Origin of the sequence: Chitinophaga parva (genome assembly GCF_003071345.1) — a bacterium.
GTDB classification, from domain to species: Bacteria; Bacteroidota; Bacteroidia; order Chitinophagales; family Chitinophagaceae; genus Chitinophaga; species Chitinophaga parva.
In genome coordinates, this window is sequence record NZ_QCYK01000003.1 from 897,602 (window position 1) to 913,079 (window position 15,478).

A 15,478-nucleotide genomic window follows, 5' to 3' on the forward strand; every position below is an offset into this window, starting at 1 on the left:
TATGACGAAAGCGAGTATTACAGGCATGGTAGCCGCGGTGGTGGCAGTGATCAGCGCCTTTTTGCCCTGGGCAGATGTGCTGCAACTGCATTTTACAGGACTGGACACTACGGGCTCCGCCTTTGGGCAGCCCGGTAAGGTGAATATTTTCATGGCAGTGGTAGCGGGCGTATTATTCGCGCTGAACAAAGGCTGGACGTTCCGTGTGAACCTCTTTATTTCCGGCTTCCTGATGGCCTGGGCCTTCCGCAATTACCTGCTGTTCTCGCGCTGCGAAGCCGGGGTGTGCCCGGATGCTAAAGCAGGCTTGTATCTCTCGCTGATCGCGGGTATCACCTGCTTTGTATGTGTGCTGGCTTCCCCGAGAAAGCTATCCGTACCAAAGGCAGGGGAGTAGACTTCGCTGCAAAGCGGTGACGAACGGGCCCCTTGCACTGTCCCACCGGCCAGGAGATGCATGACAAAGCCATACAACATAAAAAAAACGCTTCGCAAAGACTGCGAAGCGTTTTTTTTATTACAAAGTAAATTTATCAGAACGGAAGGAAATGCCCTATCAGCCAGCTTCCCAGCATAATACCAGTAGCAGTAAGCATGGTCCGTACCAGCACCGGCACCGGTTTCTGTTGTGTAAGCCGCGACTTAATGAAAGAAAAAACGATCACCGCCAGGAAAAGGATGTAAGTACTTTGACGGGCGGCATCTGTGAAGTTTTCCGTGGCCAGGTAAGGCCAGAGGGGCAGGTAGCCCCCCAGCAGGAAAGAGAAAGCCGTAGCGATAGCGCTGCGCACCGCGGCTCCCCAGAAAAAGGGCACCTGCTGCACTTTTTCCTGCTCCAGGGTCTTTTCCCATTTCTGGGCATCGTCAGCCATGCCTTGTTGTATATCACCGATGGTCTGCTCACTGATCTCCAGTTTGCGGAGCTTGTGGCGTTCCGCATCGGTCATAGTATCATCGTGCCCATCGCCGGCGCCGCGGTTGCTGAAGAAGCTGGAAAGCCCCACCAGTAAGGCAAAGATGAGCCATACCCACAGGTGGATATCATAAAAGCGCTGGATGTTCAGGTGGTTGTGCAGCGTCTGGGTGGTAAAATATAAAAGGAACAACCCGTCCGGGAAGCCCACCAGGAGATCAGTTTTCCAGCCTGTGCTGCGTACGGCGTGTTTGCGTATAGCCATAACCGTTAGTCAAGGATTGAAAGGCTTTTTTGAATGATGCCGGTAGCGTCTCTGATCTGCGTGGCAGTGATGAGCAGGGGAGGTGCAAAGCGGATAATGTGGCCATGCGTGGGCTTGGCCAGCAGGCCGTTCTCCTTCAGGGCCAGGCACAGGTCCCACGCGGCCTCGGGGTTGCTGTGCCGGATCACGATGGCATTGAGCAGGCCTTTACCGCGCACCACGGAGATGTGGGGCGATTGCAGTGCCAGTAATTGTTCCCGCAGCTGGGCGCCCATAACGGCGGCATTCTCCGCCATGTTTTCCTGCTGCAATACCTCCAGTGCGGCAATGGCCACTTTGCAGGCCAGCGGGTTCCCCCCGTAGGTAGAGCCATGTTCACCGGGCTTGATGGTGAGCATGATCTCATCATCAGCCAGCACGGCCGATACCGGTAAAGTGCCGCCGGACAAGGCTTTGCCAAGGATGAGGATGTCCGGGCGCACCTGCTCATGATCGCAGGCCAGCATCTTGCCGGTGCGGGCCAGGCCGGTCTGGATCTCATCCGCAATGAAAAGCACATTGGCATCCGTACAGTAGTGGCGGGCATTGGCCAGGTAGCCATCGTCCGGTACCACCACGCCGGCTTCGCCCTGGATGGGCTCCACCAGGAAACCGGCTACGTTTTTATCCTGGAGCGCTTTTTCCAGCGCCGGCAGGTTGTTGTAAGGGATCACTTCATACCCCGGCATAAAGGGGCCGAAGTTGGTACGGGAAGCAGGGTCCGTACTGAAAGACACTACGTTCAGCGTGCGCCCGTGGAAGTTCTGGGCACACACGATGATCTTTGCCTTATCCTGCGGAATGCCTTTTACCTCGTAACCCCAGCGGCGGCACAGTTTCAGCGCGGTTTCCACGGCTTCCACACCCGTGTTCATGGGCAACACTTTATCATACCCGAACAGGCGGGTGATGTAAGCTTCGTATTCCCCTAAAAGATCATTGTAAAAAGCGCGGGAAGTAAGCGTAAGTTGCCGGGCCTGCGCAACCAGGGCATTTACAATGGCGGGGTGGCAATGGCCCTGGTTCACCGCGGAGTAGCCGGACAGGAAATCGTAATAACGTTTGCCATCCACGTCCCACAGGTGTACGCCCTCGCCGCGCTCCAGTACCACCGGTAAGGGATGGTAATTGTGCGCGCCGTATAGTTCTTCCAGCGATAAAAAATGCTGGGTCTTTTCACTGATTGTAAATGCCGGTACCATAGGCTTCAAAGATAAGCAAAATCCGCCAACGCGGGGTTGCAGCGCGTGTTACACATCCGCCATCTGCGCCACCGGTACACGGTCGTAGAGATTGATCTTGTCCAGGTCCAGCAGGGTGGAAGCGTGGTTAGCGGAGCGGGTGAACATGGGCTGGAACTTGGCCCCGTGCACAATTTCATCATACGTGTAGGAAGTGCGTTGCTGCACCACGTTAGAGAACGTGTCGTCAAAACCACGGACAAACACCAGTATTTCCGCGCGCGCTGCTTCCAGGTCTTTCATCGTCATGCCGTACAGCGGGCTGTCTGCGTTGATGGGATGTACGATGGTCCAGCTGAGGGCCAGGGAACTGATGCGGGAGCGCTCCAGGTGCAGGGGGAAGAACTGGTTTACCTGCCGCCCGTTGTCGTCCACTACCAGGGCCAGCGTAACCTGGCACTCCGTATCGGTAAGGTGGTGCAGGTTCTTGAAAGAGGCCAGGCGGAACATGAGCGCCGCCCCGTCTTTGTAAGGTGCTATCAGCGCATCGTGGCTAAACAGCAGGAATGCACGGGGCCGGGCAAACCGGCCGTACATAAGGCCTGTAACGATGGCAAACGACATTACGCCCATCAGCGATTCCAGGGATGCGATCATGTTAGTGGCCAGTCCTACGGGGCTTACCCGCCCGTAGCCCACGGTGGTGATGGTTTGCGCGCTGAAAAAGAAGGCCTCCATGAATTTTTCTCCCGGCGTATTACCGATCACGCCCAGCAGGTGTTGCATGCCCATGAAATAGTAAATACAGGCAAATACCAGGTTGATAGCCAGGTAGAAGCAAACGATGATCAGCACAAAACGCCAGATGGGCATGATGAGCATGTTGCCAAACGTGTCAGAACGGCGCAGGAGGGTAAGGCCCAGTTTGCGGATGTTCACCTGCCCGTTTTTGTTGGTGTAGCGGTTGCCGTAATCACCGGAGTTCACCCCAAAGCCCGTATCCATTTCCTGGCGGGAGAGGGGGTTTATTTTTTTCAGTAATGCCATGGAGGGGAAATAATTTCCAAACCTAAGAAAATCTGCGGCAGGTAGGATGCCTGCAGCGATTATGACTTCAATTTAGGCGGTATAGACCACTAATAATGAAAATACCACTCAGTATAATTGATATTAAATAAAAATACCAACCAGTATTTTTTTCGTAGTATTTAGAAAGTACTGATTGGTATTAAAATGAAATGCATTTCCGGTTCATCCTTTCAGGCTATTCACCAGGTCTATGTATTCCTTTTCCGCGGTTTCTTTGTCCTTGCCCCGCAGGCCTCCCCAGGCATCGTGCTTGGCCTTGGCTACGAAGTCGAACGGGTTTGCCGGCCCATCCATGGGTGCATCGCCCTCCGTGGCCTGTTTGTACAGCGCGTAAAGCTGCAGGAGTATATCGTTGGCGGGTTTCTGTGACAAGGTTTTGCTGGCGGCTACGGCAGCCTCAAATGCGGGCGACTGACTCATGGGAAATGGGTTTTTTCCCTTGTAATATAGTCAATTTTATCTGCTGGAAATATGCTACCTTTGCGGCTTGACACGTGGGCTTTTTAATCCGTCCCGGCCCATTTTCAACACATTTATGAAGAATATCCGCAATTTCTGCATTATCGCCCACATCGACCACGGTAAAAGCACCCTGGCCGACCGCCTGCTCGAGTTTACGAAGACCATCTCTGAACGCGATATGCAAGCCCAGGTACTGGATGATATGGACCTGGAACGTGAGAAAGGCATCACCATCAAGAGCCATGCGATCCAGCTGGACTACCTGTATAAAGGTGAGAAATACGTATTCAACCTGATCGATACCCCCGGTCACGTGGACTTCAGCTACGAAGTATCCCGTGCACTGGCTGCCTGTGAAGGTGCGCTGCTGCTGGTAGACGCCAGCCAGGGCATCCAGGCACAGACCATCAGCAACCTGTACCTGGCCATGGAAAACGACCTGGAGATCATCCCCGTGATCAACAAGATCGACATGGAAGGTGCCATGATCCCCGAAGTAAAAGACCAGATCATAGAACTGATCGGCTGCAAGGATGAAGACATTCTCCTGGCATCCGGCAAGAGCGGCATTGGCATTGAAGAGATCCTGCACGCCATCGTGGAGCGCATTCCCGCTCCCAAGGGCAACCCGGAAGCGCCGCTGCAGGCCCTTATCTTCGATAGTGTGTTCAACTCCTTCCGTGGTATTATCGTATACTTCCGCGTGGCCAATGGTACCGTGCGCGCCGGCGAGAAGATCCGCTTTATCAATACCGGGCAGGAATACGAAGCCGCCGAAGTGGGCATCCTGAAACTGGGCCTCGAAAGCCGTAAGGAAGTGAAGGCCGGCGACGTGGGTTACCTGATCACCGGTATCAAGAACGCGAAGGAAGTAAAGGTGGGTGATACCATCACTTCCGTGCTCAATCCCAGCCAGGATTCCATCAAGGGTTTTGAAGAAGTGAAGCCCATGGTATTTGCCGGTATCTTCCCGGTAAACACCGACGAGTTTGAAGAATTGCGCGATTGCATGGACAAGCTGCAGCTCAATGACGCCTCCCTGACCTACGAGCTGGAAACCTCGCAGGCGCTCGGCTTTGGCTTCCGTTGCGGTTTCCTCGGCATGCTGCACATGGAGATCATCCAGGAACGCCTGGAGCGCGAGTTCAACCAGACCGTGATCACCACCGTGCCCAACGTAAGCTTTGTAGCCCACACCACCCGTGGCGAAAAGATCATCGTGAACAACCCGGCAGAAATGCCTGATCCCAGCCGCATAGACCGTATTGAAGAACCGTACATCCGCGCCCAGATCATTACCAAGCCGGATTATATCGGTAACATCATGACCCTCTGCCTGGGCAAGCGCGGTATCCTGCTGAACCAGAGCTACCTGACGCCTTCCCGTGTGGAGCTGGCCTTTGAGCTGCCCCTCACCGAGATCGTGTTCGACTTCTACGACAAACTGAAAAGCCAGACCCGCGGTTACGCCTCCTTCGACTATTCCCCGATAGGCCTCCGCGATTCCGATATTGTGAAAATGGACATCCTGCTGAACGGCGACAAAGTGGACGCCCTCAGCGCCCTGATCCACCGTTCCCGCGCCCAGGACTTTGGCCGCAAACTTTGCGAAAAGCTGAAGGACCTGCTGCCCCGCCAGCAGTTCGTGATCGCCATCCAGGCAGCTATTGGCGCCAAGATCATTTCCCGCGAGACCATCAGCGCCATGCGTAAAGACGTAACCGCGAAATGCTACGGCGGTGACATCTCCCGTAAACGCAAACTCCTGGAAAAACAGAAAGAAGGTAAAAAACGCATGCGCCAGATCGGCAACGTAGAAGTACCGCAGGAAGCATTCCTGGCGGTGTTGAAGCTGGATGATTAAAAAATCGTACAACGTACAGCGTACAACGTACAACGTACAACGTACGTTGACGCTAGTGAAAATAAACTTTAGAATAACATAATGAAAAAAGCCTGGGCCAAACACCCAGGCTTTTTATGTTTAGTTCTTGAATACTTCACAAGTGTATCCGTGTAATCTATCCTGCCCATAAATACACGGCAGGTATACGTTGTACGTTGTACGCTGTACGTTGTACAATTTTATTTCACCGGCACCGCGGCCTTATACAGCAGCGCCGTATTGGAGCTGCCTATGCGGTAGCTTTCGCCGCAGGCGATGAAGGCGCACTGCCCTTTGAGCAGGCCCACGGTGTTGTCTGCACCGGAGATGTTGGCGTCGCCTTCCAGGCAGATGAGGATCTCCGCGGATTGGGACTGGTGCTCGTAGTACACGTGCACGTCGTCCAGTACGATGCGGCTCACTTCAAAATCGGGCGCGGGCGTGGGGTAGATCAGCTCTGCGTTGTCCTTGCCGGGCGTGCCTTTCAGCACATTCGGATGCACAGCTTCAAAGCGGGTATGCTTCAGCAGTTCGGGTACGTCTACGTGTTTGGGCGTGAGGCCACCACGCAGTACGTTGTCGGAATTGGCCATCAGTTCCACGTTCACGCCTTCCAGGTAAGCATGGGGAATGCCGGCGTCCTGGAACACGCCATCACCCGGATGTACGTGCACCACGTTGAAGAAGTAGATGGAGAAGATGCCGCGGTCCAGGTGGTCCAGTCCTTTGGGATCGTTGTCGATGGCGCGGGCGGCCCAGAATGCGGGCGTGTCCTTATCCAGCTGGCCGGCTTTGTAGGCAGGCAGTATGCGCTCACCGAGGGGGCGCAGGAAACGGTTCACCTCGTCCTGGGGCATTTCCATGACCTGCTGGTACAGGGCCTTGTAGCCACCGGTTTGAAACACGCTGATGAACACGTTGAACTCCGGCACTTCGCGGAGCACGGCTTGCAGCTTGTCTTCGGGCAGGAAGCCATGCAACAGCCAGAATTCCGTGAGGGCCACCATGATCTCGGGTTTGTGGTTGTTGTCTTTGTAGTTGCGGTGCGGTGCGTTCAGGGGAATGCCTGCTGCGTTCTCGCGTGCAAATCCTTTCTCTGCCTCCGCCTTGGTGGGATGCACCTGGATGGAAAGCATGTCCTTTACTTCCAGGATCTTGAACAGGTAAGGCAGCTCACCAAAACGGTCCACCGTGGCCTGGCCCAGGATCTGGGCGGGGTTGGTGGCCACATATTCATTGAGTGCCTGTCCTCCATCTTTGCTGTCAATGATAGAAGGCGCACTGGGGTGGGCTCCCATCCAGTATTCGGCATCCGGCTGCCGGTCGTCCGGCAGGCCCAGGAGGTCGCGCAGATATTGAAATCCGCCCCAGGCGTAATGCTGGACTTTTCCTTCCAGCTTAAAGAGTTTCCGTGCTGTCATTGCTATGTGCTTAAACGATTTAACTGTGTAATTAAAGGCCCTCAAAAATAGACAAAAACAAATGGCTTTTCACTTAGACTTCGGTAAAAAAGGAGAGGAGATCGCGGCGGCATTCCTGGAAGGGAAAGGGTACCGCATTCTGCACCGCAATTGGAAGGTGGGTGCCCGCGAGATAGATCTCATTGCACGTGATGGGGAATACCTTGTATTTGCCGAAGTAAAGACCCGCCAGGCAAATACGCCCATCTACCCCGAAACCGCCGTGGATGCGGTAAAGCGGCGCCACATCACTTCCGTGGCGGAGCGCTTTATGGAGCAATATGCAGCGCCCTTCTTCGACATCCGCTTTGATATTGTCGCCATCACATTCCAGAATGAAACCGATTATGAACTGCTGCATTTTGATGATGCGTTTTAGACGACAGGAGCGCCGGATGGTCCATGCGATAAAACTGCCCGGAGGTCCTATTCTTAAACGAATTAGTATTTAAAGTAATATTATAACTAATTCATAGTTAAATATTTGCCCATGATCAGGCCAGCGTTAACCGGTGCTTAACAAAATACACGCTTGCCAAATAAGTATAATTCATTTTTGCCTTCTATATTTGTACTGTCAAATGCAAGAACAGCGCTTCATTACAATAGCGCTGCTGTTAACCAGATCCTCCGAGAAACTCCGTGTGCCTGGATTGTGATACAGCTTTTGTTGTTTACACCATTAAACAAAACCGAAATGCACCCTTGGAGTATTGCTTTGATCCTGCAAATTTCCGGATTCCTTACTAACGGAGCACCCGTGGAGAAGGCCGCCCAGCAAGCGGTGAGAGATTGTGCTGTGCACACGCTGGCGGTGAGTAAAGGAACTTACATTATATCAATGGCGCCCGGCGCAAATGAAGCCAACACGCCCGGACAGCTAACCATCTTTGACGCGCACCACCTGCCCGTACGCATCTTGCCGGTCCTGTTCACCGGTAAAGAACAAACCCGCACCATTCACTTGCAAGGCCTCGATGCCGGTAAATATTTCCTCCACCTCAGCGGCGCCACGCAAGCCTCTGAAGAACTGGAGATCAGCGTGGAATAAGGCTTTCAGCCTGTTTGTAGCGATAAGCCCCTCACTTTATTTTACCCCGGTGACCGTAAGAATTTGATACGCAGTTCAACGCTTCCATAACACTAGTAAAAGATTGTTCCTAAGCATCAAAGCCGTCCTGTAAAGGGCGGCTTTTTTAGTGGAAATTTATCTTAAGCCCCAGGTCCTGAATCTTAGATACCCCAAGTGGGCGTATTATCCATCCGGGCTTTAAGGCTTAGGACCTAAGACTTAAAACCTTAGACCTCCCTACGTAGTATGCCCCCGCTTAATACCCAGCCGCTTCATTTTAGAATTGAGCGTGGTGGGTGGTACGCCCAGGATCTCTGCGGCGCCGTTCTTCCCCGCTATGCGGCCGTGGCAGTGCCTGAGCGTATTGAAAATATGCTCCCGTTCATTCTCATCCAGGGTTTTGAAAGGATGTGGTGCAGCAGTGGAGGAAGCCTGTTCGCGCAGGTTGGGCAGGGGCACGTGGCGCAGCGCATCACCGGTGGCCAGCAGCACGCTTCTTTCAATGAGGTGCTCCATTTCCCGTACATTGCCCGGCCAGGAATATTGCGCCAGTTCCTGCAGTACCTTGTTGGTAACACTGCGTACGGATTTACCACAGCGCTCATTGTACTTGTTTATGAAATGCTTGGCCAGTGCAGCAATATCCTCCTTCCGTTCGCGTAAAGGCGGCAGGGTAATGGGGAAGATATTGAGCCGGTAATAGAGGTCCGGCCGGAAGCGGCCTGCCTGCATCTCTGCTTCCAGGTCACGGTTAGTGGCCGCTATGATGCGCACATCTACACGGATGGTGCCTTTACCGCCCACCCGTTCTATCTCTTTTTCCTGGAGCACGCGCAGCAGTTTTACCTGCAGGTCCAGCGGCATTTCTCCCATTTCATCCAGGAAAAGGGTGCCTCCATTGGCCAGCTCAAACTTGCCGATCCGGCGGTCCGTGGCGCCGGTAAACGCGCCGCGTTCGTGGCCAAACAACTCACTCTCGATCAGGTTTGCCGGGATGGCCGCGCAGTTCACTTTCACCATGATCTTATTGCGCCGGGGTGAGTTGTGATGGATCGCCTTTGCGATCAGTTCCTTGCCGGTACCGGTTTCGCCGTAGAGCAGCACTGTGCTGTTTGTAGGCGCCACGCGCGATACCAGCTGGAAGATCTGCTTCAGTGCCGGGCTTTCTCCCACAATGGCTACATCATCCGGCAGGGCGCCCACTGTTTCGGGCAGGTAGATCTTTTCTTCCACCGGCACCAGGTGGGAGCGGCTTGCTTCCTGCAAACGGGCTTCCAGTTGCTGGTGCGCCTGGATGGTGGTCATTACCATGGCTAGCTGGGAAAGCACATTGTCAAACACCTCCTGGTCCGCCAGTAATGTTTCCGGGTCGTTGCAGGTAAAGAGGATAATGCCCACCGGCACCTCGCCCTGGCGCAGTACGGCGCCCATCAGCGTATCGTCGGGTGCGGGGTCCAGCAGATCGCGGCATAGGGCATTGCATAACTGGTCTGTTGTAATGGGCACCGGCGTACTTTGCTGCAATACCTGGCGGAAGGCGTAACCCAGTACCGGGAAGGGTTTGCCGGCAATGCCTGCAAATTCTGCCTGCTGCGCCAGGGGCGCTTCATGATCATAAAAGAACAGGCGCTGCGTGGCCTGGTTGTCCGATAAAGAAGTAATAAGGTAGGATTCCGTCCCAAATAAAACATGCAGCTGTCGCCGGATAATGGCAGAGAGTTGCACCACATCGCGGGTGCTCCGCAGCTCCATGGCAAAGGAAAGCATGGTGGATTTGATCCGTTGCAGGTGGTTCATTTCCTGCTGCTGCCGGGAAAGCTCCTGGCGGGCCATAATGCGGGTAATGGCAGAAGTGACCTGGTCTGTCAGCAGGTCCAGGCAGTACAACTGGTTGCTGGTGAGTGCCTGGTTTTTGAAAGAGAAGATGCAAATGCCGATGAAGTCTTCGTCTGTACGCAATTCAAATACACGGTGTGTGTAACGTGCTGCCCTGGCGGCTTTTTCCAGGAAGGGAGCGGCCTGCGGCGTGGTGAGCAACTGTTCAAAATCCAGGGCGGCGGGATTCACAGGGAGGACGGAGCGGGGCTGCCCCGGCAGGTTATAAACGGGCACGCTGCTTTTAAAGAGTGAATGTCGTACAGTGGGCACACCCGTTTCCGTAAAGATGTTTTTCAACTCCCGGTTATCCTGCAGGCAGAAGATGGCATATTCTTCCACGGTCAGCAAGGGTGCTGCCAGCTCTCGTAGCAGCGCATGTAATTGTTGTATAGATTGTACTCCTGCCAGTGCGCGGGTGAGCGCAGAAAAGGGAGCTGCCTGTTGCCAGGATCCAGTGAGCCAGGTGCCTGCGTGTGCTACCGTTGGATTTAATTTTAAGGAGTCTATCATAAAATGCGGCGATAGTTGTGAAAAATATTTTTTGCAACGCTTGCACCGGTAAGCGCCAAAGTTGTGCCATGCGAAAAACAGCTGAAAAGCGCCCCCAAAGTCATTTTTCCGACGATATATCGCCTGTTTTAAAATGAGCCGATCTTATATCGTCGGTTATGTGGTTTCCGGGGTGGATAAATCGGCCCAAAATGGCGGTGGTGGGGCGTTTTACAGTTATCAAACTTTGTGCGGAACTATAATAAATTCTTATTTTAGTTCTATCATTGCAGGGGGTAATTCCCAACGGGGCCGCAAGCTGTAAATAATAACAACCGCGATGAAGAAAATTTTGATCGTTGAAGACGAATCACTGGTATCAGCACATCTTAAACTCATTCTTACAGAAGCCGGGTACAAGGTATGCGGCATAGCAGACACTGTAACCGATGCCATGCAGTTGGTAAAGGAGCAGCAACCGGACCTGGTGCTGATCGATATCCTGCTCAAAGGCGGATCTAACGGGATAGACCTGGCTAAACAACTCACCCGGCAGGGCGTATCTTTTGTATACCTGTCGGCCAACTTTGAAGGCAGCCTGCTGGAGCAGGCAAAACAAACCCTGCCTTTTGGATTTATCGTAAAGCCCTTCCGCGAATTTGACCTGCTTACCACGCTGGACGTGGCTTTCTTCCGTCACCAGCACCTCATAGAATCGCGTTATAAGCAGGAGCAGGAACTGGGTGCAAAACTGAAACAGATCCCCGGCAACTGGTCGCTGGACCGGCGCCAGCTCCTGAAGGTGGCCAGCGCCCTGCAACAGTATGTACCGTTTGATTACCTGAACGTGATCATGCGCGATCCCGCCGCGGCCGACGGCCACGCCGCCGGCTTCCTGCGTATAGGGTTTGATGAATACCAGTACATCGGTGCAGAGGGTTTTCGCAACATTACCGGCGTAGACCTGAAAGAACTGGACGACCTGGTGGATAATAACTATCCTAAACCCGCACTATTCACCGGCGCTGATTTTGAAGACCTGCTGGAGCAGCATGGCCAGGGCAAGCTGCTGGCAAATATTTACAACCTGGCAGGGGCCTTGTTCTTTCCATTGCAGGATGCGCATTCCCCTTTGCTGCGCCTGGAGTTTTACAGCCGTAAGAACAATACCTACCTGCCCCATCATATCACCTTGCTCAGCCGCGTGCAGACCATCCTGGGCAATGTAACAGGCGGCCTGGTTACAGAAGGCATCTTTACCCCGGAGGCGCCCACGGAGCAGCCTCACCACCGTGGCGTGCCGCCTGCCCCGGCCAGTTTTGAAGGTATTGTAGGACACAGCCCCATGATGCTTTCCGTGATAGACCAGGTGAATATTGTAGGCCCGCTGGACACGTCCGTGCTGATCCTGGGCGAAAGTGGTACCGGTAAGGAAAGGGTGGCCCGCAGCATCCATGCTATTTCAGACCGTAAACAAAAAACGCTGGTGGTGGTGAACTGCGCATCCCTGCCAGCCAGCCTCGTGGAGTCTGAATTGTTCGGGTATGAAAAGGGCGCCTTTACCGGCGCGGCAGAGCGGCGCATTGGCAAGTTTGAAATGGCCAGTGGCGGAACCCTCTTTCTTGATGAGATCGGGGAGCTGTCGCTGGATATGCAGGTGAAGCTGCTGCGCGTACTACAGGAACAGGAGATTGAAAGGATAGGCGGCCGTCAGCCCGTGAAAATAGACGTGCGGGTGATAGCCGCTACCAACCGTAACCTGGAAAAGGAAATGGAAGAAGGCCGCTTCCGGCTGGACCTGTATTACCGCCTGTATGTATTTCCCATCATCATTCCGCCCCTGCGCGAAAGGATAGACGACATCCTGCCGCTCACGGAGCTTTTTGTGCAGCGCTTTGCCCGGAAGTATAAAAAAGCGGTGATAGGCGTGGCCACGCCCGCACTGGAAAAAATGCTGGCTTACCACTGGCCGGGCAATGTGCGGGAACTGGAACATTTTATAGAACGCTCCGTGCTGCTGGCCAAAGGGCCATTGATCTCAGATGTAGAACTGGCGGGCCTTTCGACTAAGGGGGAGCCCGTGGAGGTACCGGCCCCGGAAAAGATCAAGACCATTGATGAAAATGAGCGGGACCATATCATCGCGGTGCTGCAAAAATGCAATGGGCGCATCCGCGGGGTGAATGGCGCCGCGGCCATCCTGGGATTGCCGCCTACCACGCTGCATTCCAAAATGAAAAGACTGGGCATCCGTTATCACCAACAGGATTAGTGCGCCGGGAAATAAAGCCATCCCCGTGGCATGGCCCCGGCACCGGATTGCGGGGGATTGCCGATCTTTATAACCTGCTTTTTATGCAATGCGCAAACGACTGATCTTATACATCCTGTTCTTCGGTGGTCCCGTGCTGGCATCTGCGCAGGGCCCCGGCAGCCTGTTGCAACGATACAACCGTACCGGCGCAGATACAAACCATATCAGCGCCTCGCTACAACTGGCGGCTTATTACCTGAACATGGAGGGTGCCCCGTTGAACATGGACAGCGCCGCATATTACATCCGCCATGCAGAACAACTAAGCCGGCGCCTGCAACTGGAATTCTACATTTACAAAAGCCTGCGTTACCGCGCCATGTGGAATGCGCTGGACAGCAATTACAGCGCCGCGGACCAACTCTTTACACAGGTGGCAGACCTCTATACAAAGGCCGGTAACAAGGAGGAAGCCGCCTTTACCTGGCGCCTGTACGGCGACTGCTTTGCATGGAACGATTTTGCACACGCGGCCCTGCGCCGAAAAGCTTATGAGACGGCCTACAACCTTTATAAGCAAACGCCCGACAGGCAGCAAACCGCAGACCTGCTGGGCAAGGTGGCAGATGCAGACCTCAACATCGGCAACCTGGACTCCGCAGAAACGGAACTGCTGTCTGTCATAGCACAATACAAAACACTGAAATTCCCGCGCATCTATTACGGGTACTATCTACTGGCACAGGTGTACAGCCGGAAAAACCTGGTACAACAACTGAAGCAGGCCCGCCTGGAAACGGCCACCGCCTTTGAAGAAGACCCCGATGGCAGCGCGTACGACGGTGGCATTTTTTATGGAGGGCTGGGCAATTCTTACCTGGTGGATAAGGAATACGAAAAGGCCCTGGAAGCCTATACGCGCTCCATAGCATTGAACCAGACTGCCAATGCACCGGCGCATTATTTTGTAGCGCTGAACTATGCGGCAAAATGTTATGCTGCATTGCACCGCTACCGTGAAGGGCTGGCGTTCCTGCGCAGTAAGGCCCACGTGTTTCCTTATCCGTCGCGGGTGGAAGAACGGTCTATGCTGATGTCTGAAATAGCGCTCAACGCCGGTATGGGCAACAAAGCCCGCGTACAGGCCATTATACAGGAACTGAAGCCGCTGGACCAGGTCCTCTACGATTCCATTTACAAGCTCCGCGACTATTATTCGGTGAATCAATACGTGAATGCCGGGGACCCGCTGATGCGTTATTATATCCAAACGGCCCAGTGGGACCGGATGAATGCCGCCTACCAGCTGCTGGACGCCCTGCCCAAGAAAGACCAGGTGGTCTCCGCAAAACAAAACATGCTGGAATACGCCTACTACCTGGACTCTGCCCGTGGTGATTACCTCTCCGCGATGGACCAGTTCCGCATGCTCAACCAGATCAATGATTCCATTAATAAAGTAAACACCTCCGCCCAGATCAACGAGCTGGAAACCCGCTACCGCACGCTAGCCAAGGACAAGACCATCCAGTTGCTGAACAACCAGGCCGCCATACAGCAGGAACGGCTGGACCGCCGGAGCCTGGCCCTGAACGTAACCCTGGGAGGGGTGCTGCTGCTGGTGATCCTGGCGGTGGCGATGTACTACGCTTATAAGAGCAAGCAGCGGGCTAACAAGCGGCTGAACGAGCAGCAGGAGGAGATCAATGCACAGAACCTGCGCCTGTCCACACTCCTGGACGATAAGGAAAAACTGCTGGAAGAAAAAGATGCACTGATCAGCGAAAAGGAATGGCTGCTGCGGGAAGTGCACCACCGGGTAAAGAATAACCTGCAACTGGTCATCAGCCTGTTGTACAACCAATCCGCCTACCTGGACCATCCCGCTGCCATCAAAGCCATCCGGGATATCCAAAACCGCATACAGGCCATTGCCATCATTCACCAGAAACTGTACCGCAAGCCTGGCGTAAACGCAGTGTCCCTGGAGGAATATGTGCGCGACCTGGTGGGCCACCTGGGCGGGGTGTATGGCCCCCGCCTGCGCCGCATCCGCTTCATCCAGGACCTGGACCCGGTGCCGCTGGACCCCGCACAGGCCGTGCCTTTGGGCCTCATTTTAAATGAAGCCGTAACCAATGCCATTAAGTACGCATTTGACGAAACCGGTGGCACCATCAGCATCACTGGTCATCTTACATCAGCGGAGCTGCTAAAGGTGGTGATCGCAGATAATGGAAAGGGCTTTGATGAAGCGGCCGATCCTGCGGCTTTGTCGCTGGGTATGGAAATGATGAAGGCCCTGGCCCGCCAGCTCAACGGGCAGCTGGAAAGGAAGAATGACGGCGGGGCGGTGATCATCGTTACTTTCCGGGTGGGGCAGGCAGACGTGGCGGTGCCGGGGCGTACGGCCGTGCCGGTGGGGTAGTGATCACTAACCATAAAAAAACGGCTGGCATCTTAAAAAGGAGCCAGCCGTTTTGCTATACAT

Annotated in this window: 12 protein-coding genes; 6 read left to right on the top strand and 6 right to left on the bottom strand. The window is 54.2% G+C overall.

Features of this window, described 5'->3' with window-relative positions; genetic code table 11:
* Position 1: 1 nt before the first annotated feature.
* Positions 2-397, top strand: a complete 396-nt coding sequence (locus DCC81_RS22795; RefSeq protein WP_108688970.1) for a hypothetical protein — start codon at positions 2-4, stop codon at positions 395-397.
* A 136-nt stretch (positions 398-533) separates the two neighbouring features.
* On the opposite strand, the gene DCC81_RS22800 is transcribed toward DCC81_RS22795, so the two are convergent.
* The 4 genes from DCC81_RS22800 to DCC81_RS22815 form a co-directional block, all read right to left on the bottom strand.
* Positions 534-1,178 carry a VIT1/CCC1 transporter family protein gene (locus tag DCC81_RS22800; protein WP_108688971.1) on the bottom strand — a complete coding sequence of 215 codons (645 nt, stop codon included), beginning with the start codon at positions 1,176-1,178 and terminating at the stop codon, positions 534-536.
* 5 nt (positions 1,179-1,183) lie between these two features.
* The gene (rocD, locus tag DCC81_RS22805; RefSeq protein WP_108688972.1) at positions 1,184-2,419 is read right to left on the bottom strand and encodes an ornithine--oxo-acid transaminase; all 1,236 of its coding nucleotides are present in this window, start codon (positions 2,417-2,419) and stop codon (positions 1,184-1,186) included.
* 48 nt (positions 2,420-2,467) lie between these two features.
* Positions 2,468-3,445 carry an ion channel gene (locus DCC81_RS22810; RefSeq protein WP_108688973.1) on the bottom strand — a complete coding sequence of 326 codons (978 nt, stop codon included), beginning with the start codon at positions 3,443-3,445 and terminating at the stop codon, positions 2,468-2,470.
* A gap of 204 nt (positions 3,446-3,649) precedes the next feature.
* Positions 3,650-3,907, bottom strand: a complete 258-nt coding sequence (locus DCC81_RS22815; RefSeq protein WP_108688974.1) for an acyl-CoA-binding protein — start codon at positions 3,905-3,907, stop codon at positions 3,650-3,652.
* Positions 3,908-4,022: 115 nt separating this feature from the next.
* Here DCC81_RS22815 and lepA point away from each other — a divergent pair, with 115 nt between their 5' ends.
* Positions 4,023-5,813 carry a translation elongation factor 4 gene (gene lepA, locus DCC81_RS22820; RefSeq protein WP_108688975.1) on the top strand — a complete coding sequence of 597 codons (1,791 nt, stop codon included), beginning with the start codon at positions 4,023-4,025 and terminating at the stop codon, positions 5,811-5,813.
* Positions 5,814-6,034: 221 nt separating this feature from the next.
* Here the strand turns inward: lepA and manA are convergent, their stop codons facing one another.
* Entirely contained in the window at positions 6,035-7,255 is a 1,221-nt protein-coding gene (gene manA, locus DCC81_RS22825) for a mannose-6-phosphate isomerase, class I (RefSeq protein WP_108688976.1), read from the bottom strand.
* Between the two features lie 61 nt (positions 7,256-7,316).
* Here manA and DCC81_RS22830 point away from each other — a divergent pair, with 61 nt between their 5' ends.
* Together DCC81_RS22830 and DCC81_RS22835 are read left to right on the top strand one after the other, a co-directional pair.
* Positions 7,317-7,673 (top strand): YraN family protein, encoded by a 357-nt coding sequence (locus DCC81_RS22830; RefSeq protein ID WP_108688977.1) that lies wholly within the window; start codon positions 7,317-7,319, stop codon positions 7,671-7,673.
* Between the two features lie 318 nt (positions 7,674-7,991).
* A complete protein-coding gene (locus DCC81_RS22835) occupies positions 7,992-8,345 on the top strand; it encodes a hypothetical protein (RefSeq protein WP_108688978.1) in 354 nt (117 codons plus the stop codon).
* Between the two features lie 258 nt (positions 8,346-8,603).
* On the opposite strand, the gene DCC81_RS22840 is transcribed toward DCC81_RS22835, so the two are convergent.
* Complete coding sequence (locus DCC81_RS22840; protein WP_205686412.1) at positions 8,604-10,754, bottom strand: sigma-54 interaction domain-containing protein; 2,151 nt, start codon at positions 10,752-10,754, stop codon at positions 8,604-8,606.
* Positions 10,755-11,073: 319 nt separating this feature from the next.
* On the opposite strand from DCC81_RS22840, the gene DCC81_RS22845 reads away from it, so the two are divergent.
* Both DCC81_RS22845 and DCC81_RS22850 read left to right on the top strand, forming a co-directional pair.
* Entirely contained in the window at positions 11,074-13,005 is a 1,932-nt protein-coding gene (locus DCC81_RS22845; protein ID WP_108688979.1) for a sigma 54-interacting response regulator, read from the top strand.
* Between the two features lie 88 nt (positions 13,006-13,093).
* Positions 13,094-15,415, top strand: a complete 2,322-nt coding sequence (locus tag DCC81_RS22850; protein ID WP_108688980.1) for a histidine kinase dimerization/phosphoacceptor domain -containing protein — start codon at positions 13,094-13,096, stop codon at positions 15,413-15,415.
* Positions 15,416-15,478 lie beyond the last annotated feature (63 nt).